The organism is Neorhizobium fuzhouense, from assembly GCF_042611105.1.
In the GTDB taxonomy this organism is placed as follows: domain Bacteria; phylum Pseudomonadota; class Alphaproteobacteria; order Rhizobiales; family Rhizobiaceae; genus Neorhizobium; species Neorhizobium galegae_A.
On the sequence record NZ_JBHFFP010000002.1, the window covers coordinates 619,395 to 642,775 of the forward strand.

General features: G+C 62.4%; 22 protein-coding genes. 3 read left to right on the plus strand and 19 right to left on the minus strand.

Annotated elements, in window-relative coordinates; all coding sequences use genetic code 11:
- Positions 1-13 precede the first annotated feature (13 nt).
- Positions 14-1,192: a phosphoserine transaminase gene (locus tag ACEXP3_RS06810; RefSeq protein ID WP_377296572.1), complete on the minus strand. Its 1,179-nt coding sequence runs from the start codon at positions 1,190-1,192 to the stop codon at positions 14-16.
- A 303-nt stretch (positions 1,193-1,495) separates the two neighbouring features.
- Between ACEXP3_RS06810 and ACEXP3_RS06815 the strand changes: the two genes are divergently transcribed.
- A complete protein-coding gene (locus ACEXP3_RS06815) occupies positions 1,496-2,086 on the plus strand; it encodes a DoxX family protein (protein WP_377296573.1) in 591 nt (196 codons plus the stop codon).
- Positions 2,087-2,198: 112 nt separating this feature from the next.
- On the opposite strand, the gene ACEXP3_RS06820 is transcribed toward ACEXP3_RS06815, so the two are convergent.
- From ACEXP3_RS06820 to ruvC, 17 genes are all read right to left on the minus strand, one after another.
- The gene (locus ACEXP3_RS06820) at positions 2,199-3,050 is read right to left on the minus strand and encodes an outer membrane protein (RefSeq protein ID WP_377296574.1); all 852 of its coding nucleotides are present in this window, start codon (positions 3,048-3,050) and stop codon (positions 2,199-2,201) included.
- A gap of 231 nt (positions 3,051-3,281) precedes the next feature.
- Positions 3,282-4,634 carry a phosphoglucosamine mutase gene (gene glmM, locus ACEXP3_RS06825; RefSeq protein WP_377296575.1) on the minus strand — a complete coding sequence of 451 codons (1,353 nt, stop codon included), beginning with the start codon at positions 4,632-4,634 and terminating at the stop codon, positions 3,282-3,284.
- Positions 4,635-4,909: 275 nt separating this feature from the next.
- On the minus strand, positions 4,910-6,847 hold the full coding sequence (ftsH, locus tag ACEXP3_RS06830) for an ATP-dependent zinc metalloprotease FtsH (RefSeq protein WP_210104198.1): 1,938 nt from the start codon (positions 6,845-6,847) through the stop codon (positions 4,910-4,912).
- A 102-nt stretch (positions 6,848-6,949) separates the two neighbouring features.
- On the minus strand, positions 6,950-8,371 hold the full coding sequence (gene tilS, locus ACEXP3_RS06835; RefSeq protein WP_377296576.1) for a tRNA lysidine(34) synthetase TilS: 1,422 nt from the start codon (positions 8,369-8,371) through the stop codon (positions 6,950-6,952).
- Positions 8,372-8,373: 2 nt separating this feature from the next.
- Positions 8,374-9,384 (minus strand): tol-pal system protein YbgF, encoded by a 1,011-nt coding sequence (gene ybgF / locus ACEXP3_RS06840; RefSeq protein ID WP_210104196.1) that lies wholly within the window; start codon positions 9,382-9,384, stop codon positions 8,374-8,376.
- Positions 9,385-9,567: 183 nt separating this feature from the next.
- The gene (gene pal / locus ACEXP3_RS06845; RefSeq protein WP_210104195.1) at positions 9,568-10,107 is read right to left on the minus strand and encodes a peptidoglycan-associated lipoprotein Pal; all 540 of its coding nucleotides are present in this window, start codon (positions 10,105-10,107) and stop codon (positions 9,568-9,570) included.
- Between the two features lie 253 nt (positions 10,108-10,360).
- On the minus strand, positions 10,361-11,668 hold the full coding sequence (gene tolB / locus ACEXP3_RS06850; protein ID WP_210104194.1) for a Tol-Pal system beta propeller repeat protein TolB: 1,308 nt from the start codon (positions 11,666-11,668) through the stop codon (positions 10,361-10,363).
- A 14-nt stretch (positions 11,669-11,682) separates the two neighbouring features.
- Positions 11,683-12,810: a cell envelope integrity protein TolA gene (gene tolA, locus ACEXP3_RS06855; protein ID WP_377296577.1), complete on the minus strand. Its 1,128-nt coding sequence runs from the start codon at positions 12,808-12,810 to the stop codon at positions 11,683-11,685.
- Between the two features lie 10 nt (positions 12,811-12,820).
- Positions 12,821-13,285, minus strand: a complete 465-nt coding sequence (gene tolR, locus ACEXP3_RS06860) for a protein TolR (protein WP_210104192.1) — start codon at positions 13,283-13,285, stop codon at positions 12,821-12,823.
- A 25-nt stretch (positions 13,286-13,310) separates the two neighbouring features.
- A complete protein-coding gene (gene tolQ, locus ACEXP3_RS06865; RefSeq protein WP_210104191.1) occupies positions 13,311-14,030 on the minus strand; it encodes a protein TolQ in 720 nt (239 codons plus the stop codon).
- A gap of 229 nt (positions 14,031-14,259) precedes the next feature.
- The gene (gene ybgC, locus ACEXP3_RS06870) at positions 14,260-14,703 is read right to left on the minus strand and encodes a tol-pal system-associated acyl-CoA thioesterase (protein WP_377296578.1); all 444 of its coding nucleotides are present in this window, start codon (positions 14,701-14,703) and stop codon (positions 14,260-14,262) included.
- Positions 14,704-14,789: 86 nt separating this feature from the next.
- Entirely contained in the window at positions 14,790-15,296 is a 507-nt protein-coding gene (locus tag ACEXP3_RS06875; RefSeq protein WP_377296579.1) for an NUDIX hydrolase, read from the minus strand.
- 4 nt (positions 15,297-15,300) lie between these two features.
- Positions 15,301-16,341 (minus strand): Holliday junction branch migration DNA helicase RuvB, encoded by a 1,041-nt coding sequence (ruvB, locus tag ACEXP3_RS06880; RefSeq protein ID WP_210104188.1) that lies wholly within the window; start codon positions 16,339-16,341, stop codon positions 15,301-15,303.
- The gene (locus tag ACEXP3_RS06885) at positions 16,338-16,742 is read right to left on the minus strand and encodes a type II toxin-antitoxin system VapC family toxin (RefSeq protein WP_377296580.1); all 405 of its coding nucleotides are present in this window, start codon (positions 16,740-16,742) and stop codon (positions 16,338-16,340) included. The genes ruvB and ACEXP3_RS06885 overlap by 4 nt, the downstream gene beginning before the upstream one ends.
- A complete protein-coding gene (locus tag ACEXP3_RS06890) occupies positions 16,739-17,026 on the minus strand; it encodes an AbrB/MazE/SpoVT family DNA-binding domain-containing protein (RefSeq protein ID WP_377296581.1) in 288 nt (95 codons plus the stop codon). The genes ACEXP3_RS06885 and ACEXP3_RS06890 overlap by 4 nt, the downstream gene beginning before the upstream one ends.
- Before the next feature lie 79 nt (positions 17,027-17,105).
- Positions 17,106-17,723, minus strand: coding sequence for a Holliday junction branch migration protein RuvA (gene ruvA, locus ACEXP3_RS06895; protein WP_377296582.1), 618 nt, complete (start codon positions 17,721-17,723; stop codon positions 17,106-17,108).
- A gap of 104 nt (positions 17,724-17,827) precedes the next feature.
- Positions 17,828-18,340, minus strand: coding sequence for a crossover junction endodeoxyribonuclease RuvC (gene ruvC / locus ACEXP3_RS06900; protein WP_377296583.1), 513 nt, complete (start codon positions 18,338-18,340; stop codon positions 17,828-17,830).
- A gap of 191 nt (positions 18,341-18,531) precedes the next feature.
- Here ruvC and ACEXP3_RS06905 point away from each other — a divergent pair, with 191 nt between their 5' ends.
- On the plus strand, positions 18,532-19,854 hold the full coding sequence (locus ACEXP3_RS06905; protein WP_377296584.1) for a methyl-accepting chemotaxis protein: 1,323 nt from the start codon (positions 18,532-18,534) through the stop codon (positions 19,852-19,854).
- Positions 19,855-20,024: 170 nt separating this feature from the next.
- Entirely contained in the window at positions 20,025-21,035 is a 1,011-nt protein-coding gene (locus tag ACEXP3_RS06910) for an LLM class flavin-dependent oxidoreductase (RefSeq protein WP_210104182.1), read from the plus strand.
- Between the two features lie 290 nt (positions 21,036-21,325).
- On the opposite strand, the gene ACEXP3_RS06915 is transcribed toward ACEXP3_RS06910, so the two are convergent.
- Positions 21,326-23,381 (minus strand): cadherin-like beta sandwich domain-containing protein (locus tag ACEXP3_RS06915; protein WP_377296586.1); only part of this gene is annotated, 2,056 nt, incomplete at its 5' end.

Here is a 23,381-nt window from a genome sequence, read left to right on the forward strand (position 1 = left end):
AGCACTCAAAGCTTTATGCGGCGGCCTTGGCCAGCGCTGCCTTCTGGGTCTGATAAGCCCAGGTCAGCCACGGCATGACAGCCTGCATGTCGGCAGTCTCGATGGTGGCGCCAGCCCAGATGCGAAGACCGGACGGGGCATCGCGATAGGCGCCGATATCGAGCGCGACGTTTTCCTTCTCCAGAAGCGCAACGACGCCCTTGGCAAAGGCCGCCTGCTGGTCGGCATCAAGCGCTGCAACGGCCGGATCGACGATCTTCAGGCACACCGAGGTGTTGGAGCGGGTGGCCGGATCAACCGCAAGGTTGGCGATCCAGTCATTGGCATCGACGAAATCGAAGATGACCTTGGCATTGGCATCGGCACGGGCGATCAGGGCTTCAAGTCCGCCGATCGATTTTGCCCAGTTCAGAGCATCGATATAGTCTTCCACGCAGAGCATGGAGGGCGTGTTGATGGTTTCGCCGACAAAAATGCCTTCGATCAGCTTGCCGCCCGAGGTCATGCGGAAGATTTTCGGCAGCGGCCAGGCCGGAACATAGGTGGTGAGGCGTTCGACAGCACGCGGGCTCAGAATGATCATGCCGTGACCACCCTCGCCCCCCAGAACCTTCTGCCAGGAGAAGGTGGTGACATCGAGCTTGGCAAAGTCGAGCTTCTGCGCGAAGGCCGCCGAGGTGGCGTCGCAGATCGTCAGGCCCTTGCGGTCGGCCGGGATAAAATCGGCATCGGCGACGCGCACGCCGGAGGTCGTGCCGTTCCAGGTGAAGACGACGTCACGGTCGAAATCGACCTGCGTCAGATCGGGCAGCAGGCCGTAATCGGCATTGAACTTGCGCACATCGGCAAGCTTCAGCTGCTTGACCACATCGGTGACCCAGCCGGCGCCAAAGCTTTCCCAGGACAGCATGTCGACGCCGCGTTCGCCGAGCAGCGACCACAGGGCCATTTCCACAGCGCCCGTATCGGAAGCCGGCACGATGCCGATGCGGTAATCCGCCGGCACGTTCAGAATTTCGCGGGTAAGATCAATGGCCTGCTTCAGCTTCATCTTGCCGACCTTGGCGCGGTGCGAGCGACCGAGCGGGGCATCAGAGAGAGCCTCAAGCGACCAACCGGGGCGCTTCGAGCAAGGGCCAGAAGAGAAATGGGTATTGTTCGGACGGGTGTCCGGCTTTGCGATGTTCGCCATCTTGGCTATCCTTCCAGATAGAAAGCCCTTCGTTGGGGAAGGGTGTCCCGCCGCTGGTGTTAGTGGATGGCCGGATTTCGGTCAAGTCGCAAATCAAACGATCTCTGTCTTTTTTGCGTTGGCACCGGCGCGCAACGAAAACTTGACCTGGATCAACGTGTTTTGTTCGACGCCGATTATGATCGGCTATCGGTTGTGAATGCAGCGGAGATGAATGTTCCGCTTGCCCGTTCCGCCCGCTGGACCGTGGATCCGCTTTCCGGTCCGATGACCAATTCATATTCAAAAACAAGGATCTGTATCATGGCCATGCAAAGCATCTATACTCCCGTGCAGCAGCAGGAAAAGAGCCATTTCTATCTGCCGTTCCTTGCCGGCTTCTACGAGCATTTCGCCCAGCCCTTCGCCTTCACGGCCTTTCGCGTCGCCATTGGCGGCATGCTGATGGTCGAGGGCTATCCGAAGATCATGGCGCCCATGGCGCAGGTGGGATTTGTTGAAAATCTCGGATTTTATCCGGGTTGGATCTGGTCGCCGACGCTGGCTGCCATGCAGTTCTTTGGCGGCCTGATGATTGCGCTCGGGCTCCTCACCCGCCCGGTGGCACTTGCCAATGCGGTGATGCTGACGATCACGCTTTGGTTCCACTTCGCCCACCCCTACGGCCACGCCCTGCTGACGGATGGCGGCATTGCCGCGCTGAAAGCCGGCAGCGACCTGTTCACGCCCAATGCGGCTGTGCGCCTCGTGGATGGCGGCGCGAAATTCCTCGAACAGGTGCAGACCAAGGCCGAGCTTGCCTCGCTGTTCTGGACCGGCGGCGCCTTCCTGTTTGCCGCCTGCGGCGCGGGCCAATGGTCGCTCGACCGGCTGGTGCTGAAGCGCGAGTTCTAAGGAATTTTAGCAGTCCGGACTTTTGCCGGACATGCGTTGGAAGACGGTCTTCAAGCAGAAATGCCGCCTCGGGCAACCCGGGCGGCTTTTGTTATCGGACGCGTGGTGCAGCTTATTTGTAGACCAGCGGCGGCTGAGGTTCGTCATAGGTCACGGACGCCTGCGGGCAGCCGCCGAACAGATAGCGCGCGCCAACGCGGGCTTCGTGCACGTCAAACCCCTTGTCGGAGCCCGGACCGCCGTTCGAGGCGAAACCGAACATGTCTCCGCCTTCCACATGGCGGTAACGATAGCCGATATCGGCCTTCAGGTTGCAGGTCACATCGACCGTTGCACCGGCCATCAGCGCATAGGTGAAGCGCCAGCTGCCCTTGCCGCCGTGCTCCACGGTGCTGTCGCAGCCGCTGCCATTGTCGGCGCAGGATGTGTTTTTCAGCTTGTCCCATTTGACATAGGTGCCGCCGAGGCCGCCGCCGACGTAGGGCGTCACATATCCGAAGGTGCCGAGATCGACATAGGCGTTGGCCAGCAGGCTATAGGCCCGCATATGGGAAATATCGCTGGAGGTGCAGTTCCCGACGCAGGCGCCGAAGGCCGCGCCACTGCCGTGGGTGGAGCCCTCAAACTTGCTCCTGCTCAGGTAATCGAAGGTGAGATCGGTGCGCAGCGCGCTGTTGATCTGGTAGCCGACGCCTGCCCCGAGCAGAAAGCTGTCCTTGAGGTGGGCGCTGGAGAAATCCGTCGTAGAGGCGGAAGACCCGCCCTGATAGAATTTCGCGCCCTTCATGTCCTTGAAGGCATAGCCGGCATCGCCGCGCAGATACCAGCCGGTCGCGGCCTCCTGCACGGTCACTTCCGGGGCACTCATCAGCACAGGATCCATGGCCGGCTGGGCAACATCGGCGGCATGGGATGCGCCAGCGGCAAGCATCACGGCGAAAGCGCCGAACAGGGTTCTTCTCATGGAATCAGGCTCCGCATTCCAAAATCGTCACGCGCGCAAGATGGCGTCGTTCTTCAAATCTGGAGCGATCATTAACCAAAAAGGTAAAGGAGCAATTAAGCCTAACAGAATATAAATATTTGTAAAATAAAGCCTTTCGGCATTTACTGATCGTTAATCCGAATCCGTCAGCGCATGAAAAAACCCGCAGAAGAAGCTCCTGCGGGCCTCGGGTAGAGCAGTTAGACAGGCTCAGGCGGCGCTGCGCACATTGGAAATCACGCCGACGAGATCGCCGACGATGCGCTCGATCTGGCCGCGGTCGTCGCCTTCGGCCATGACGCGAATCAGCGGCTCCGTGCCGGAGGGGCGAATCACCAGACGGCCGCGGCCACCGAGTTCGGCCTGCGCGCTGTCGATGGCCTGGCGCACGATGATATCCTCCAGCGGCTTGCCGCCGGCAAAGCGGACATTGCGCAGAAGCTGCGGCACCGGCTCGAAACGGCGGCAGACTTCGCTCACCGGCTGGCCGAGCCGCTTGACGCGGGCAAGCACCTGAAGAGCTGCCACAAGACCATCCCCCGTGGTGCCAAAATCCGACAGCACGATATGGCCGGACTGTTCGCCGCCGACGTTGAAATCATGGTGGCGCATATGCTCGACCACGTAGCGGTCGCCAACCTTGGTGCGGGCAAGCGTCAGGCCCTTGTCGCCGAGGAAACGCTCAAGGCCGAGATTGGACATGATGGTGGCGACGATCCCGCCGCCGCGCAGCTTCTCGTCATCGGCCCAGCTTTCGGCAATGACGGCCATCAGCTGGTCGCCATCGATGATCTCGCCGCGCTCGTCGACGATGATGACGCGGTCGGCATCGCCGTCCAGCGCAATGCCGATATCGGCGCGCACTTCATGCACCTTCTTGCGCAGCGCATCCGGGCTGGTGGACCCGCAGTCGAGGTTGATATTGGTGCCGTTCGGCGTGTTGCCGATCGTCACCACATCGGCGCCCAGCTCCCAGAGAGCCGTGGGAGCCACCTTGTAGGCCGCACCGTTTGCGCAGTCGATGGCAATCCGCAAGCCCGCCAGCGTGACATCGCGCGGCAGCGTGCGCTTGACGAATTCGATATAGCGATAGATGTCGCCATCCACGCGCTTGGCGCGCCCGATCTCGTCGGGCTTGGCCAGCTGCGAATACAGATCCTTGTCGAGAAGCTCCTCGATCTCCTGCTCCAGCTCGTCCGACAGCTTGTAGCCATCCGGACCGAAGAGCTTGATGCCGTTATCGGCAAAGGGATTGTGCGAGGCCGAAATCATCACGCCGATGTCGGCGCGCAGCGAGCGCGTCAGCATGGCGACGGCCGGCGTCGGGATTGGCCCGAGCAGGAAGACATCGAGACCGGCAGCCGTAAAGCCTGCCACCAGGGCGTTTTCCAGCATGTAGCCCGACAGGCGCGTGTCCTTGCCGATCACCACCCGATGGCGATGATTGCCACGCCGGAAGATGGTGCCGACGGCGATGCCCACCCGCATGGCAAGATCCGGCGTCATCGGAAAAACATTCGACTGTCCGCGAATACCGTCAGTGCCAAAATAGCGGCGTGTCATGCGTGCTCCTTGGGGCTGGCGCAGTTTGCCTTGCGCCTCTCAGTCTCGGGGTAGATGCCCGCCTCGTCGTGAGGGCGGGACCGCATTCCTGCTGGCTCATGCCATACCTTGTGCCGGCAGGCACCTAAATTACCGTCAAAATCCATTACATCCCGTTACCGAAGCGTAAAGCATACGGCAGGGCAGATGATGAAAGACCGCCCGGGAGGCCCGGACGGTCTTGATGCGACAGAGATAGCGCAGCCTTTCATTTCGGCCACGGTCAGCGCGAAGTTTTAATGCGGCTGGGGTTCCAGCCCGCCTTCGGCTTCGCCGTCGCCCTTCGGCTCGTCCTTCTTGGCGCCGGCCTTCGGAACAGCCGAACCACGCGCAGGGGGTGCATCGTCGCCCAGATCGCGCGACGGCTTCTGACCGTTGATCAGGGCCTTGATTTCCTCGCCCGACAGCGTCTCGTATTCCAGGAGCCCTTCCGCCAGCGTGACGAATTCGTCATGCTTTTCGGTGAGGATGCGGCGGGCTTCCGCATAGGCCTCATCGATCAGGCGGCGCACTTCCGTATCGATCTTCTGGGCGGTGGCTTCCGACACGTTCTTCGACTGCGACACGGAATGACCGAGGAAGACTTCCTGCTGGTTTTCGCCGTAGGAGACCTGACCGAGGATGTCGGAGAAGCCCCACTGCGTGACCATGGCGCGGGCAAGCTTGGTGGCCTGCTCGATATCGGAGGACGCGCCCGAGGTGATGTTTTCCTTGCCGAAGGTTAGCTCTTCCGCCACGCGGCCGCCCATCATGATGACGAGACGCGACACCATCCACTTGTAGCTCATGGAATAGCGGTCGCCTTCCGGCAGCTGCATGACCATGCCGAGCGCACGGCCGCGCGGAATGATGGTGGCCTTGTGCAGCGGATCGGCCACCGGCACTTCCAGTGCCGTGATGGCATGGCCCGCTTCGTGGTAGGCGGTCAGCTTCTTTTCGGCCTCGGTCATGGCAGACGAACGGCGTTCGGCGCCCATCATGATCTTGTCCTTGGCGTCTTCGAACTCCGCCATGGTGACGACGCGCTTGTTGCGGCGGGCCGCCATCAGCGCTGCCTCGTTGACGAGGTTCATGAGGTCGGCACCGGAGAAACCGGGCGTACCGCGCGCCAGAACCTTGAGGTCGACATTCGGTGCCAGCGGCACGTTGCGCGCATGCACCTTGAGGATGCGTTCGCGGCCGACGATATCCGGGTTCGGCACGACGACCTGACGGTCGAAGCGGCCGGGACGCAGCAGCGCCGGGTCAAGAACGTCCGGGCGGTTCGTGGCGGCGATCAGGATGATGCCTTCATTGGCCTCAAAACCGTCCATCTCGACCAGCAGCTGGTTCAGCGTCTGTTCGCGTTCGTCATTGCCACCGCCAAGGCCTGCGCCACGGTGACGGCCAACGGCGTCGATTTCGTCGATGAAGATGATGCAGGGCGCATTCTTCTTGGCCTGCTCGAACATGTCACGCACGCGGCTTGCGCCGACGCCGACGAACATTTCGACGAAGTCCGAACCGGAAATCGTGAAGAAGGGAACATTGGCTTCGCCGGCGACCGAGCGCGCCAGAAGCGTCTTACCAGTGCCCGGAGGGCCGACCAGCAGCACGCCACGCGGAATACGGCCGCCGAGGCGCTGGAATTTCTGTGGGTCGCGCAGGAATTCGACGATTTCCTCGAGATCCTGCTTGGCTTCGTCAACGCCGGCGACATCGTCAAACGTGACGCGACCATGCGCTTCGGTGAGAAGCTTTGCCTTCGATTTGCCAAAGCCCATCGCACCGCGCGAACCACCCTGCATCTGGCGCATGAAGAACAGCCAGACGCCGAGAATGAGCAGCATCGGCAACAGCGTGCCGAGATAGCTCAAAAAACCCGAGGAGCCGTCCGATTCGGGCCGTGCCACGATGGTGACGTTCTTCGACTGAAGACGCGACATCAGCGAATCATCGATGACAGGCGAATAGGTCTGAAAGCCCGTCCCGTTCTCGGCATAGGTGCCGAGAACGCGATTGCCGGTCACGACCACGTCGCGCACACGTCCCGCATCCACATCGCGCAGGAACTGCGAGTATGGAACTTCCCGCGAGCTCGTCTGCGTCGGCGCCGACTGGAACATGCTGAACAGGGCGATCAGCAAGAGGGCGATTATCGCCCAAAGGGCGAAATTACGAAAGTTTGGGTTCATCGAACTCCCCGGACAATGACGGCTCGCTCATCGGCAGCCGCCTTACTTGTCGCTTAACATAGGATTGCCGCGGGGCCTTGCCAAGGCAACACGACCCGCCGATCACCTTTTACGGTCGAAAACGTTAAATGGTAATGGCGCAAATGCACGTAATCCCATCGCGATGGCCAAAGAATTGGCAATATCCACGTCAAAGGCTGGCAGGAACGCGTGGAAAGGCTGCAGGACAGGCTCGATCAACACCGCGTCAGGCGCCTGAAACTTCCGCTCCAGTTGCGGCAGGCTGCGATAAGCTGCAAGCGCAATGGCCGGCGGGGCATCAGCGAACCGCGCCTGCGCTGCCATCCGATCCGGCGCACCGGGTCGCACGTCCACGCCGCACGCTGCGGATGTTCGAATGCGAAAGCGACCGTCCCAGAGCATTTCGGGCGCGGGCGCGACGGCGGGGTTCGGCAGGTCCCGGCTCTCGCGCGTCATGAACAGCGCCTGCCTGTGCCTCTGGAACAGGACACGCCCCACCGTCAACCGACCCGCCCCCCCTTCCCCGACAAAGGCTGCGATGCGTCGCAGGCTGTCGCGACCGGGCCCATGCGCCCGCCCGCCGAGTACGGCGGTAAGATTTGACAGCGCGCACAGCAGCACCGCCGGTTCGGCGTCCAGTGCCGGCGCCTGAAGCCGGGCGAGAACAGATCCCTCGATCGTCAGGTGGCGGGCAAACAGCTCGGCCACTGCCGCCCCGAGGCGGGCCCTCTCGGCGCCGATTCGTGCGGCGGATTGCAGCAGCGCTTGCCCATCCCCTCCTCCATCAGCCAGCCGCTGCCGCGTGCGGGCGCGCTCGAAGCGCGGATCGACATTCGACGGATCATCGATCCAGCCGATCGCCGATCTCTGGAGCATCCGGCGGATCTCGGCGCGCTGAACATCCAGAAAGGGTCTGAGAAGCCAGTGCCGTCCCTCGACAAGGACTGCGCTTGCCATCCCGGCAAGGCCGGGGTTGAACAGGTATTCGGCCGACAGTTCCGACGTGTCGCAGGCGGCGGCATCCGCCAGAGAGCCCTGCTTGCCGTGCAGGCGGGCGCAGCGCATGACAAGCGTCTCGATCTGATCGTCCCGCGTGTGGCCGGTAAGGATCGCCGTTGCACCGAATTCATCTGCCGTGTCGCAGATGAGGCGGTAACGGGCGGCGCGCGCGGCGGCGGAGAGCCCGGTTGCGGGTTTTTCACCGTCCCAGCGGCGGATGACATGGGGAATGGCAAGTTGCCGGCAGAGTTTGGCGACGCAGAGCGCTTCATCGGCGGAATTGGGTCGCAGCGCATGATCGACCGTCACGGCCAGAAGTTCGATGGAGCCGGACGGACAGGCTTTGAGGATAACCTCGCGCAGCGCGACCAGCAGGCCGGTCGAGTCGCTTCCGCCGGAAATGGCGACCAGCAGGCGGGCGGGTTTTTCAAGGCGCGTCAGAAAGGTGGCAATCGCCGCTTCGGGCGATACGAGGGTGGGATGTGCGGTGGCGGATGCCGCCACTGTCAGCAGCCCAGACGCTTCTGCTCGCTCGTCACCTTGCCCAGCACGGCGCGGGCGGCATTGGGGTAACGCTTGGGCACTTCGCGAAGCGTGGCGCAGGCGGTTTCGCGGTTATCCAGGGCGGCAAGCGACATGCCGAGCTTCAACAGCATTTCCGGCGCCTTGGTGGAGGTGCCATAGGCCTGGTGCGCATTGAGGAAGGTTTTGGCCGATTCGTTATACTTGCCCTGCGAGAACTGCGCTTCGCCCAGCCAGAAATTGGCATCCGCCGCGCGCGCGCTGCTCGGATAGGCCTGCAGATAGGCGTTGAATTCGGTTTCAGCGAGCGGATAGTCGCCCGAAAGCACATGGTTGTAAGCTGCCCGATAGGCATCGCTTTCGTTGCCCAGCGACGCCGTCTTCGTCGAATCCGGCGTTGCAGGCTTCGAGCCGAGATCGACGCCCGGCAGAGCCGAGGAATTGCGTCCGGTATTGTTGGCCGTGGCCCGCACGGGCGCACCATTCTTGTCCATCTCGATGGACCCGAGCGTGGTTTCGGCCGGAGCCGTTGTTTTGTTCGATGCAACGGAGCCGGGCAGATCAGACGCGCCAGCCGGGGAGGACGACGCGCCCGGATCGATCAATCGGCCAATTTCATCGTTTTTTTTTGAGCCGGCTGCCGGCGCGGCAGCGACAGAGGGAGTTGCTGGGGCAGCTCCGCCGGAGCTTTTTTCAAGCTCCTGGAAGCGGAATTCATTATCGGCCTGCGTCTTGCGCATCTGTTCCTGCATCTGCAGCAACTGGAAGCTCATTTCCTCGACGCGGCCGTTCAACTGGCGCACGACTTCCTCCAGCTGCTGGATGCGCACCGCATCACCGCTGCTCTGGGCCAGGATGACCGGCCGTTCTGCCGCCTGACGTGGCGACGGCGCCGATCTCGCCGAACCGGGAACCAGTTCGGACAAGGAAAAGGCGCCGGCCTGCCCGCTCGTTGCCGCAAGCCCCAGCATCGCTGCCAAGACAAGTTTCTTCATATCGTTCGTCCTGCTTTATCTTAAGCTGTGCCCTTCAAGGCGACAGCAGAGTTTTCCAAATATCGGCAAAAAGCAATCGCGTTAACCTTAAAAGAGAACGCAAGTTCGGCCAAACTATGAACGAAGGCAAGAAAAGAAAAGGGCGGCCCAATGACCGCCCTCTTTAGTTGCCTGAGCGTCCGATCAGGAGCCGGCGCCGCCGAGAACGGTAACGGCGCGGCGGTTCTGCGACCAGCACGAGATGTCGTCGCAGACGGCGACCGGGCGCTCCTTACCGTAGGAGATGGTCTTCATGCGGTTGGCCGGTACGCCGCGCGAAGCGAGGTAATCGCGGGTCGCTGCAGCACGGCGGGCGCCAAGCGCCAGGTTGTATTCGCGCGTGCCGCGTTCGTCGGCATGGCCTTCGATGGTGATGGCGTAGCGCGGGTAACGCGACAGCCACTGCGCCTGGCGGTCAAGCGTCTGCTGCGCATCGGCGCGGATCGAGGTGGAATCGGTGTCGAAGAAGATGCGGTCGCCGACATTGACCGTGAAGTCCTGGCTGGAGCCCGGCGTTGCGGCACCGGCACCACCGGCACCAAGGCCCAGATCACCGGCGCTGTTGGGCATGTTCTTCTTGTTGGCGCAACCGGCCAGTGCCAGCGCCAGCGTCAGCGCGATGACAGCGGGGTTGCGTGCGAGGCTCTGCATGCGGCTCATCGCCGGGGTAATCGTGCGGCTCATGGCCGGTCTCTCCTTGATCAAGATTTCAGCGTTGCCAGACCGTAACCGTTTCTGGTTAACCCTAGTTCAACAATTATGGTTAACGATCCGCTACCAAACTACATTTCTTCGCAATTTCAGCCGATTGCGGCGACACCGTGGCAGGAGGCCATAAGGTCCGGTCGACTGGACCGGTCACGCCCCGCTCGGCTGACCTTGAGGGCGTTCAGTCAGAAAGGCCGTGCATCTTTCGATGCACGGCCATCAAGAGGCGCTATTCGAGCAGGGGAGACCAGGCCGGGTCGGAGCCGTAGCTCGGGGTCTTCACCAGCTGTTCGTTATAGCCGGTCAGATCGATCGAATAGAGTTGCGGACCGCCGGCGCCGGCAGCCTGCCGGAAGAACATCAGCACGCGGCCATTGGGCGCCCAGGTGGGACCCTCATTGTGGAAGCCCGTCGTCAGGATGCGTTCGCCCGAACCGTCCGGCTTCATCACGCCGATCGAGAACTTGCCGCCCGACTGCTTGGTGAAGGCGATGAGATCGCCGCGCGGCGACCAGACCGGCGTCGAATAGGACCCGTCACCGAAGGAGATGCGGGTCTGGCCCGAACCGTCGGTGTTCATGACGTAAAGCTGCTGGCGGCCGCCGCGATCACTTTCGAACACGATGCGGGCACCATCCGGCGAATACGAGGGCGAGGTGTCGATGGCGGCCGTGTTGGTGAGCCGGGTCGTCGTGCGCGAGCGCAGGTCCATCGTATAGATGTTGGCATTGCCGTCCTGCTGGAGGCTCATGATGACCTTCTGGCCGTCCGGCGAAAAGCGCGGCGCAAAGGTCATGCCGGGGAAATTGCCGACCACTTCACGCTGTCCGGTTTCCAGCTGCAGCAGATAGACGCGCGGCTGCTGGCCCTCGAACGACATGTAGGTGACTTCCTGGCGGTTCGGCGAGAAGCGCGGCGTCAGCACGATGTCCTTGGCGTTGGTGAGCATGCGCACGTTGAAGCCGTCCTGATCCATGATCGCCAGCTGGCGCTGACGCGCATTCTTCGGACCGTTCTCCGAGACGAAGACGACACGGGTATCGAAATAGCCGTCTTCACCGGTGATCTGCTTGTAGATCGCGTCGGCGATGATATGGGCGACGCGGCGCCAGTTTTCCGGCTGCGTAAAGAACTGCTGGCCAGTCATCTGCGAACCGGCATAGGTGTCCCACAGGCGAAACTCGGCGCGCAGGCGGCCATCGTTTTCGCGCGTCACGCGACCCGTCACCAGGGCTTGCGCATTGATGACCTTCCAGTCGTCAAAGCGCGGAGCCTTGTTGGGATCGGTGATCTTTTCGATGAACGCGCTGCGGTTGACCGGAGCAAACAGGCCCGAGCGCTGCAGGTCTGCGGCGATCACCGCGGAGATCTGCGGCCCCAGTTCGTTGCCGGAGAGAAAGTCGGTGACTGCAATCGGCAGCGGCTCGACATTGCCCCGGTTGATATTGATTTCAACGCGGGCCTGTGCCGGGGCCGTGAACATCACGGTCATCCCGGCCAATGCAACAAGCACACGGATGAAAGTCCGTTTCATCATGATAACATAGCCTTTCAAAGCAGTTCGCTTGGATCGAAGTTGACGACAACTTCGCTCCAGGAGTCGTATTTGTCGGCGGGAAGGTTCTTGAACGGCGAGGAGCGCATGACGGCGCGAAGCGCGCTGCCCTCCAGCATGCGACGGGCGCTGTCCGATCCACCGGTGGTACTGACTTGCGGTCGGCCGATAATGGCGCCGGACTCGTCAAGCTTCATGGTCACGGTGATCACCATGCCCTGAGCGCCCTCGATCCCGGCAATCACCGACCAGTTGTTCTGGATCTGCCCCTTCAAGGCATCCATTTCGCTCTGGCTGAGCGAGGAGCCGCTTGTGGTCTTCTTGCCGCCGAGTGCTGCCGGCTGGGCCGAGCGCTTGGCGCCGCCGCCTGCGGCATCTTGCTTGTTGAGCAGCGATGCAATCTCGTCGGCATTGAAATCGCTCTGCTTCGACGACGCGGACTTGGCCGTTTCCTGCTTCTTGTCCGCCACCTTCTTGTCGGGCGTCTTTTCAGCGGCCTTGGCCGTTTCGGTCTTCTTCGGCTCCGGCTTCTCTTCCGGCTTGGCTTCGGCAGGCTTGGGCAGTTCCGGACGCGGGCGCGCGGCAGGCACCGGCACGCTGTCCGGCAGCGGGATCTCCTCGGCCTGCTGTTCAGCCGGCTTGGCATCGGGCTTGGGCTGCGGCTCGGGTGTCGGTGGCGTCGGCTCGGGCCTTGGCTGCGGCAAGGCTGCCACTTCCTGAGGTTTTGGCGCGGTTTCCTCCGGAACGACGTCCTTGACCTTGTTGGTTTCGGGCGTCGGCTTCGGCAGCGGCTTTTCGGCCTTTTCGGGCGCGGCGGCGGTTTCCGTCTGGACGGGTTTCTTCACCGGCGTCGGCGGGTTCTTCAGGTCGACATCGTTGTCGCCGGCGTTTTCGGCATGCTCGACAATGTCGGGCCGTTTCGTCGGCGTCGGCGCTGCCTTTTCGGCCAGAGGCGCCTTCTTGTCACCCTGCTGGATCTGGGTGATCGATTCCACCGGCACGATATCGACAGGCAGCGCTTCCACATCGGCAACGTTCAACGCCGCCGGCGCGCTCAGCGAAAAGAGCGCCCAGGTCAAAACCAGCGTGTGCAGAACCAGCGATGTACCAAGGCTCGTCTTCATCGAAAAACGATCACTTCTCCTGTTCCTGCAGCGTCACAAGACCGATGTTCTTGAAACCTGCTGCAGAAATGCGCGCCATGACCTTCATGACCACGCCATAGGCCGCGGCCGTATCGCCACGCACATAAATCCGCTCGTTATAACCGGTCGTGGCAATCGCCTCGAGCTTCGGCACCACTTCCTCAAGCGGAATGGCGCTTTCCTGCAGATAGATCTCACCGGCCGGATTGACCGAGATGGTGATCGGCTGCGTATCGGAATTCATCGCCTTCGCCTGCGTCTGCGGCAGATCGATCGGCACGCCGACCGTCATCATCGGAGCCGCCACCATGAAGATGATGAGCAGCACGAGCATGACGTCGACGAGCGGCGTTACGTTGATTTCGCTGATGGCGCCGCCGCGACCGCGACCGCCACGACGACGGCCGCCGCGACCACCGCCTGAGCCTTTGCCTCCGCCTGCAGACATACCCATATCATCTACTCCTGCGCGTCACGCTTTACTGCGCAGCCTGACGCGGCTGCAGTTTCTCATCGATCTGGCGCGAAAGAATGGCGGAAAATTCGTCGGCAAAGCCTTCCATGCGCGCCGACAGCTTGCCGGCATCGCCCATGAACTTGTTATAGGCCATGACGGCTGGGATAGCGGCGACGAGACCGATGGCCGTCGCCAGCAGCGCTTCGGCGATACCGGGGGCAACGACGGCAAGATTGGTCGACTTCGACCCGGCAATAGCCTGGAACGAGGTCATGATACCGACCACGGTGCCGAAAAGACCGATGAAGGGACCGGCAGAGCCGATGGTGGCAAGCGAACCGAGGCGCGCCTCGAACACCTCGCCCTCACGGGCAATCGTCACGTCCATGGCGCGGTCGATGCGCATCTGAAGGCCGATCGGCGAGCGGGCGCCTCGTTCGAAACTCTTCTTCCACTCGCGCATCGCTGCCACGAAGATGGCGGCAAGACCGGTGTTCTGGCGTTCCGCCAGCGTGCGGTACAGTTCTTCCAGCGACTGGCCCGACCAGAACACCTGTTCGAACTGGTCGAACTGGCGCTTGGCCTTGGTGAAGCTCATATATTTGTCGATGACGATTGCCCAGGTCCAGACCGAGGCACCCATAAGGCCAAGCATGACCAGCTTGACGATCAGACCGGCCTGCATGAAGAGCGACAGGAGGCTTACCGAGCCTGCGGCCGCAGCCAAATCCGCGTGTTCCATCTATCCACTATCCCCGAATCCAATCGCCCGGCACGTCAACAACGAGCCGGTTCGCAAGCGCAGTATTTGAATGCGCGCAAGCGCTGAAATGCCCGTTTACCTTGAGGTATCTGAGGCCTTCTCGCCTTCAATTTTGGTTAAACGAAGGCGTGCAGCGCACAATTCCATGAGCGCCAGTAAGACAATATTATCGTTAAGAATGTGTTACAGCGGCGGGAAGATGATCGCGTCACGCCGGGCGGAAGGCCTCGGCTAGACTGTCCGGCAGGCGTCTTGGACGACCCACGCGATTGATGACGGCGATGATGACGCGCGCAGCAATGAGAAGCGTGTCGCCGCGACGGATCTCCTGCACCAGCACCATCTTGGCGCCGCCCGCCTTTTCCGTGCGGGTATGGATGACAAGGACATCATCCATGCGCGCCGGCGCCTTGAAATCGATCTCCATGCGGTGGACCACGAACACCAGCCCTTCGTCATCGACCGAAAGCAGAGCACTCTGCTCGCAGCCAAGGCAGCGCAGGTAATCGGTGCGGCCGCGCTCAAGGAAATGCAGATAGCGGGCGTGATACACAAGGCCAGAAAAATCCGTATCCTCGTAATAGACTCGCTGAACAAGGCGATGGGCCCCCTCGATCAGTTCCCCGGCAAGGCAAACACTTATCTGGTTCATCAAAACATTCCCATCGACATCCAGTTGGTCGCGGCCGTTCTAGCGGCAGTTCCGGCTGATGGCCAGTGCGCACGGACCGCGGACAATCAGGATTTTGCGTCGAGATTGCGGTCGTCCCAGATGAGATGTCGCGGCGCCTCCGGCAGATTTTCGATTTCGTCGGCGATGAAATAGGGCGGGATATCGAGCGCCTTCAGGGCGCTTGCCGTCGCCTCCACCCATTTGAATTCGAGATCGTTATCGCCATCGCGGATGCGGTGCACGATGCCGTCTGGCGCGAAGGGGAAGCTGTCCGGCACGCTCATGCGGTAATAGATGCCAAGCTCGTGCCAATCGCGGCCTTCATAGCGAAAGAAGTTCTCGACGATCCAGAGAAGGCGATCGACGGTGACGTGGACGCCCAGTTCCTCGACCATTTCGCGCTTCAGCGTTTCCTCGGACGTCTCGCCGATTTCCGCGCCGCCGCCCGGAAAGGTCCAGAATTTTTCGTGGGTGGCGCGATGGACGAGCACATGGCCATTGCGGAACCCGAGCCCTGCGACCCGCATCTGAAAAGTGCGCTTCGGCTTGGTCTTGATGCGGACGCGGGTCATGGCGCTATTCGTCCTCAAGGCTGAGGCGAAACTGCGCCGCTTCCAGATCCTTCGGCGGCTGCAGGCCGAGATGTTTCCAAGCGGTTGCCGTCAACACCCGGCCACGCGGCGTGCGCTGGATAAAGCCCTGCTGGATCATGTAGGGTTCGATGATATCTTCGATCGCATCGCGCGGCTCCGACAGGCCCGCGGCGATGGTCTCGATGCCGACAGGACCACCGGCAAAATTGACGGCGATCATCGAGAGATAGCGCTTGTCGAGCTGGTCGAGCCCCATATTGTCGACGTTGAGCCGTGTCAGTGCCTCGTCGGCGATCTGGCGCGTCACCGCTTCGGCGCGCGCCACTTCGGCGAAATCGCGCACGCGGCGCAGCAGACGCCCGGCGATACGGGGCGTGCCACGGGCACGGCGGGCAATTTCGCGGGCGCCATCTTCGGTGATGCCGAGGCCCATCAGCCGCGCACCGCGCCGGACAATGAGTTCCAGTTCCTCGACCGTATAGAAATTGAGGCGCACCGGAATGCCGAAGCGGTCGCGCAGCGGCGTCGTCAAGAGGCCAAGCCGCGTGGTGGCCGCCACCAGCGTGAACTTCGACAGGTCGATTTTCACCGAGCGCGCCGCCGGCCCCTCCCCGATGATCAGGTCGAGCTGAAAATCCTCCATGGCCGGGTAAAGAATTTCCTCGACCGCCGGGTTGAGGCGATGGATCTCGTCGATGAACAAAACATCGCGATCTTCCAGATTGGTGAGAAGTGCCGCCAGATCGCCGGCCTTGGCGATCACCGGACCGGAGGTGGAGCGGAAATTGACGCCGAGCTCCTTGGCCATGATCTGGGCGAGCGTCGTCTTGCCAAGGCCCGGCGGGCCGACGAACAGCACATGGTCCAGCGCCTCACCGCGGTTCTTTGCCGCCTCGATGAAGATCTTCAGATTGGCACGCGCCTCCGCCTGGCCGGTAAATTCGTCCAGTGTCTGCGGGCGAAGCGCCACATCGAGGTCTTCCCCCTTTTTTTCCGGTGACAGGATGGAGTTGGGGAGGGTCATGCAAGCAGTTCCATTCCAGGCACGCGGGCCGCGGCTTTCTGGTCGAAGGTTTTGACGGAGAGGCAGCCTGCGCCCAACGAGCAGGCGGCAATCAGGCTGTCTGCGAAATCGGCATTCTTGCGCAGCGCCAATTGAAGGGATTGTACCACGAGATCATGATGTTCGACATGCAGGCCACGCGTACGCAACAATTTGTCGATCGCATCGAGGGATGTCTTGCGGCTGAAGCCCAGGCGGGACCGTAGCGCCCAGTCGAGTTCAAGGAGAGCAATCAACGACACAAATGCACTATAGTCGCGCCCGATGCCAGCGCCGAACTGCAGGGCAGCCCGCCGCTGCTGCGGGTCATCATCCGTCAGAAGTCGGATGAGAACATTGGTGTCCAGCCCGTAGACCGTCATGCCGCGACATCGTCCTTGCCCGGATGCGACAGGTCAAGCGCGTTGGCGCCGGCTGCATCCAGCACGGCCTTATCGATCTCCTCAAGCGAGGCTAAACCGCCCGGTGCCTTGCCCAGATAACCTACAAGCTCGGTGAAATCGACGTTCTTCGGCGTGATGACAACCTCTCCGTCGATGAGGCTGTAGACCAGCGTATCGCCTGGCCTGAGGTTCAGGGCTGCCCGCATTTCCTTCGGGATGGTCACCTGCCCCTTGGACGACAAAACGCTTTCCCAACTCGACATCGCTGTCTCCGATCAGAGCACTCTGCTCTCTGCAGTCCGATAATAACATGACTTTCCGACAAACGGAAAAATATCCGCCTCAGCGCGAAAGCTCCTTCAGCCCGAGCCGGATCAGCTTGGCGCTGTCGGCGCCCTCGCCGCCATTTTTCAGGGCGGCTGCGACCGCATTGGCCGCCTGGTCGCGCGAGTAACCGAGATTGGTGAGCGCCGAGACCGCATCGGACACCGGCGCGGACGCAACGCCCTCCCCGAGCTCCTGCTTGAGTCCGATATTGGCCCCGGCATCGCCGGCAAAGGCGGGCGCCTTGTTCTTCAGTTCCGTAACGATGCGCACCGCAACTTTCGGGCCAACGCCCGGCGCGCGCGAAATCGCCGCCTTGTCCTGCAGCGCAATGGCATTGGCAAGCTCGGAGGGCGTAAGCGTGGAAAGCACCGCAAGCGCCACTTTAGCGCCCACGCCCTGCACGCTCTGCAAAAGGTTGAACCACTCCCGTTCCAGCGCGCTCATGAAGCCGAACAGCTTCAGCTGGTCCTCGCGCACATAGGTCTCGATGAACAGCACCACCGCCTCGCCGACGGACCCGATGCGCGACAGCGTCCGCGACGAACAATGCGCCACATAGCAGACACCATGCACATCCACGAGCACGTGATCGTCGCCGATTTCGTCAATGGTGCCTTTGAGCTTGCCGATCATGGTGAAGGTCCGCCACGGGGTTTTTCAGCACAAGCGCTGCTGAAGCCTTGTTCTCCAGCGCTAGGGCTGATGCCGGAACAAGTCAAGAACAAACTCGCCTACTCTCAGGCAGAAGCAAGGATCTGACGCATGCGATGGCCGCCGCGGTTATGGGCGTGGCAGATGGCGATCGCCAATGCGTCCGCCGCATCATTGCCCTTGAATTCGGCCTTCGGCATCAGGATCTTCAGCATCATGTGGATCTGCTGCTTTTCGCCGTGACCAACGCCGATAACCGCCTTCTTGACGGCGTTCGGGGCATATTCGGCAACCGGCAAGCCGGCACGCGCCGGCACCAGCATGACGACGCCGCGCGCCTGGCCAAGCTTCAGGGTGGCGACCGCATCCTTGTTGACGAATGTCTGCTCGACGGCGGCCTCATGCGGCTGAAAGGCGTGCACCACCTCGGCAAGACCGTCGTGCAGCTGGCAAAGCCGCGAGGCCAGATCCATGTCGCCATCGGAGGTGACCGTGCCGGAGGCGACAAAGCGCAGGCTGTTGCCGAGCGTCTCGATGACGCCCCAGCCGGTGCGGCGAAGGCCCGGATCGATGCCGATAATGCGAATCGTCTGTGTCATGGCCTGTATTCTAATGCGTCACATCGACTGTTTGCCAGCGGCAATTCGAACAAAAACAGAACAGGTAACGGACGGGCCTTAACTCTCCGTTAATGATAGCCTTTCATTCCGCACACAAGCGCCGCAAGTTCGGCAACAGTATCGGCCGAATCACATTAGGTGATTGCTCACAACAAGATTGGAGGTCCATCATGATGATGTTCACCCGCTTGAAGAACAGGCCGATCGAGGCGATCCTTCTTTTCGTCACGTTCAATCTCGTTGCGGTAAACCTGATCGCCATCAAGGCGTTTCACGTCTCGCCAGAGATCCTGGGCTTCAGCATTGCAGCGGCCATGGCCGCAGGCGCGGCGGTCGTAACGCTTGCCTTTAAACTGGGCGATCCGCTTGCGCGGCTTGCACGCCATGCCGGCGACTGGGATGCCGGCGACAGCCCGGCAGACATCGCCGACCGTGCCCGCAAGGACCATCTGGGCGCCGTTGCGCGCGCCATGGCACAGATGAAGACGCGGATCCACGCACAGGATGAGCAGCACGCCGTGCCGCTGTCCCACCTGGAAGACGGGTTGCGGCGGTTGTCCAACGGCGATCTTGCGAGCGCGCTGCCGCAGCCGTTTCCGGATGCGCTCGAGGGTCTTCGTGTGCGTTTCAACCGGCTCGCCTCCATGCTGAACCTCAACCTGTCGGTGGTGGCCGGCAGCGTCGGAGCGATCCGCGAACAGGCACGCTCCAGCCAGGCCGACATGGCGGTAATTGCAGAGCGGCTGTCGGCCGCCCTGCCCGCGCTGCAGAAAACCCACGGCTCCATCGAGATCATGCAGCGGGCAACGCGGCTGCGCGGCGAAGACGCCGCAAGCGTCTCACGCCATTCCGCCAAGGCCGCCAACAGCAATGCCCGCCTGCAGGACATGGCAGCCGATGGTCACGCCGCGACCACGGCCGCGCACCTGTCCATGCAGCGGATGCGGGACCTGGTCGACCAGGTCGGCACGCTTGCCATTCGCGCAGAAAGCCTTGCCGCCGATCTTGGCGAGCGCCAGCGCATGCCGGATGCAGATGCGGCACCCCATGATGTGTCCGAACGGGCCGCCCTTGCCCTTCTCTTGCGTGAGTTCGCCGAAGACTGCACCGAGACGGCGCGCGGCCTGATGCTGCAAAGCCATGAGACCGGCACGCATCTTAACGATGCGCTGCAGGCGCTCGCACCCCTGAAACGCGAAACCGAGACGCTGAGCGGGGCGCTTGCAGAGCTTGCACCGGCGGCCGAGCGCCTGTCGCGCAATGTCGATCTGGAGAGCCAGCGGCTTTCGCTGGCCCAGACGGCCGTTGGCGAGAGCGAAACCGTTCTCTGCCGCGCCCGCTCAATGGCCGAGGCGACCGAAACCGCCCTCATCCGCATCATGACCGAGGCCGGCACGGCCGACACCCGGCTTTCGCTGTTTTCGCTCGACGCATCCGGCGAAGCCTCCGGCAGCCTGCGGAGCATCCGCCCGAACCTGCGCTGCGTGACCTGACGCACCGGCCGTCCGGTCTCTCCCGATCCTCGCCACATCCTTCCGTGGCGGGGATCGCCTCCTCTAAAATGACCGCCGAGCGAGCGAATTCGATCGCCCGCCCTTAGAAACGGTGCCCGTCCTGCCTAAATGAAGGGAAAGCACGATCCACCCTTTGCAGAGTGAAGTTCATGATCCCCTTTTCCATCCTTGACCTTTCGCCCGTTCCGGAAGGCGCAACTGTGCGCGATGCGCTGCAGCAGTCCAGCCGGCTGGCACAGAAGGCCGAGGCGCTCGGCTATAACCGCCTCTGGCTTGCCGAGCACCATGGCATGCCCGGTATTGCGAGCGCCGCAACCTCCATCGTCATCGGCCATGTCGGCGCAGCGACCAGCCGCATTCGCATCGGATCCGGCGGCGTGATGCTGCCGAACCATTCGCCGCTGGTGATTGCCGAACAGTTCGGCACGCTGGAAGCGCTGTTTCCCGGTCGCGTCGATCTTGGTCTCGGCCGCGCCCCCGGCACGGACATGCGCACGGCCCGCGCGCTTCGCCGCAACCTCGATGCCGGCGCTGAAAACTTTCCCCATGACATCGTCGAGCTTCAACGGCTGCTCGGAAAGCCGAGCGAGGAGCAGGCGATCCTGGCGGTGCCCGGAACCGAAGCGAACGTGCCCGTGTGGCTGCTCGGCTCCAGTCTCTACAGCGCGCATCTGGCCGCAGCCCTGGGCCTGCCTTACGCCTTTGCCTCGCATTTCGCACCGGACATGCTGTTTGATGCGATCGCCATCTACCGCGAGCGCTTCCAGCCCTCGCCGACGCTTGCAAAGCCCTATGTGATGGTCGGCGTGATGGGCGTGGCGGCGGAGACGGATGCGGAGGCGGCACATCTGTTCACCTCGGCCCAGCAGCAGTTCGTCAACCTGCGGCGCAATGTGCGAGGCCGTTTTCCGCGCCCGCTGGCCAGCATGGACGGTTTCTGGTCCGACATGGAACGCATCAATGTCGAGCACACGCTGCGCTTTGCCGCGGTCGGCTCGCCCAAGACCATCGAAGAGAAGCTTGGCGCTTTCCTCAGCGAAACCGGCGCAGACGAGCTGATCATTTCCATGCCGGTGCATGACATCGAGAAACGTCTCGCCTCGGCGGAGTTGTTTGCCGGCCTTTCGCTGATGCAGCCGGTGCTGGCGCAGGCGGCCTGAACAGCCGCAGCCGGACCGGGACATCCCACTGCCGAGGTGCGGCCGAGGCGGTCTGCATCCGCCTCTGTCTGCGCTCTTATGGCATGACATCGGCCGCAAGATCCTGAGGGATGGACGACCGATGCCGGCTGCCAAGGGCGACCGCACCCCCTTGGCGGGCCTCCCGATCCGCGGGCACACAACTCTTTCCGCACCACGGCCGCCGGCTGGATCGCCCTACCCTATACCCCCTGCCTTTGCCCTTTACCCTTTGTCCTCTGCCCTCCGGGCCCGACAAGCCGGGACTGCATTCAGAAGCGGCTGGCGGCCCCAACCCGCAGACCGAAGCCGACATCGCCATCCCCTTCGATCGTGAACAGAAGGCGCGCGTTGACGGACATTTTTGAGGCCGTTTCCAGGCTCATGCCTGCCGAGACCGTTCCGAAGGCGCCGGCGCCGTCGAGGCCGGAAAAGCCGACGCTGGCGCCCAGAACGGGCGTCATCTGGGCACCGCTGTCCAGCGTGAAATTGCGGGAAATCTCTGCACCGAGGCTGGCCCGCAACTGCTCCGTGGTAAAGCCGTCCAAGCCGATCTCATCGCCCAGATCATTGGAAACCGAATAGGTTTCGACCTTTTCCGACAGATAGAGAAGCCGCGCCTTCGGGCTCAGGATCACATCATTATCCAGCTCCCATTGCCCCTTCAGCGCCGTATCGAACACGAAGCGTCGGGTGTCGAATTTACCATCCCAGAACGCCGTATCGATGTCGTTGGACGATCCGCCGTAAAGCACGCTGGTATCGAAATAGACGCCGTGCCCCAGTTCCAGTGACGCATAGGGTCCGGCAAGCCAGCCATTGCCGGTGAGTTCGGCGTCCTCGTCGCTCGGGTCGGTCATGTGGTCATAGTGGAAGGACAGCCCGATCAAGGCTTTTTCGCTGAGCAGATAGTCGGCCCCGACGGAGATCATGGCGAATTGCCCCCACTTGTCGCCATTGTCGTCACGGTTATGCGCCATGACCGCCCCATCGATCCACAGGTTGAACGGCCGCAGATCGCCAGAGGCAACCCCATCGGCATGATCGCGGGCTGCCTCGATCTGCGCCAGGCTGGTCGAAAATCCGAGCGTCATTCCGTCTGGCGAGGGGGACATGCGCATCGTGATGGGATCTGTCGCCGTGGCCATGCGGCGCCGTTCCAGAAGCCCCGGCACGTTAAGCGTCGAGGCAATCAGGCTCTGGCGGCTGCGCACGAAGCCGCGCACCAGCCCGTCGATGTCCTGCACCACCGAATCGGGATCATAGCCGAGATTATAGGTCACGGTTCCGGTGTTGGAGACGCCGAGCGCGCTCGTCAGCCGGAAGCCGACGCGCACCTGGCCCGAATAGGAAAAATTGGGGGTGAACTGCAGATACCAGCCGACGGGCGTGACCGGCCCGGCCTGCGCCACCTGCCCCTGAATGATGGTGGCGGTCCCGGCATTGGCCGGCTCGACAAAGGTCAGGTCCGCAGCGGTAAACGGACCGCCCGTTGCGCCGCTGTTCAGATAGACGTCCGCCGGCGTCGTTCCGGGCGCAACCGTGACGACCTTGTCCGAAACCGTCACGGCCCTTGCCACCACTTTCAGCGTATAGGCGACCGTCGTGGTGTCGCCATTGCCATCCTCCACAGCCACCGTGAAGCTGTAATCGCCTTCCGTGTCATTATCGAGCGGGCCGGTCAGCGCACCGGTCGATACGTTGAGCACCATGCCGTCCGGCAGGCTCCCGGCCGAGAGGCTGAACAGCAGTGGTGTAACGCCACCGCTGACACTGATCTCCTGGTGATAGTCCTCCCCGGCCATGGCCTCCGGCAAAGGACCGGCGCCCGGTGAAATGGCAAAGGTCGGCGCAACCGCGCGTATGACCACCACCGTATAGGTCTTCGTCGTGCTGCCATCTTCGGCCGTCACCACCGTGGTGATCGTGTTGGTGCCGACGGAAAGGCTGATCGAGCCCGACGCCGTGCCGGAGGTGACCGTGGTGTTGTTCACCGTCACCGTCGCATTGGCCTGGTTGACCGTGGGCGTCACGGTGATCGACGTCGTCGTATTGGGCACCGAGGCCGTGTAGCTGACCGTACCCGCGGCAAAGCTCGGCGACAGCGTCCCCGACGACAGAGACAGCGCCGACAGCGTCGCATCCGTCGAGGCCGGTGCTGCCCGTGTCACGACCACCGTATAGGTCTTCGTCGTGCTGCCATCTTCGGCCGTCACCACCGTGGTGATCGTATTGGTGCCGACCGACAGGTTGATCGACCCCGACGCCGTGCCGGAGGTGACCGTGGTGTTGTTCACCGTCACCGTCGCATTGGCGTCCGTCACCGTC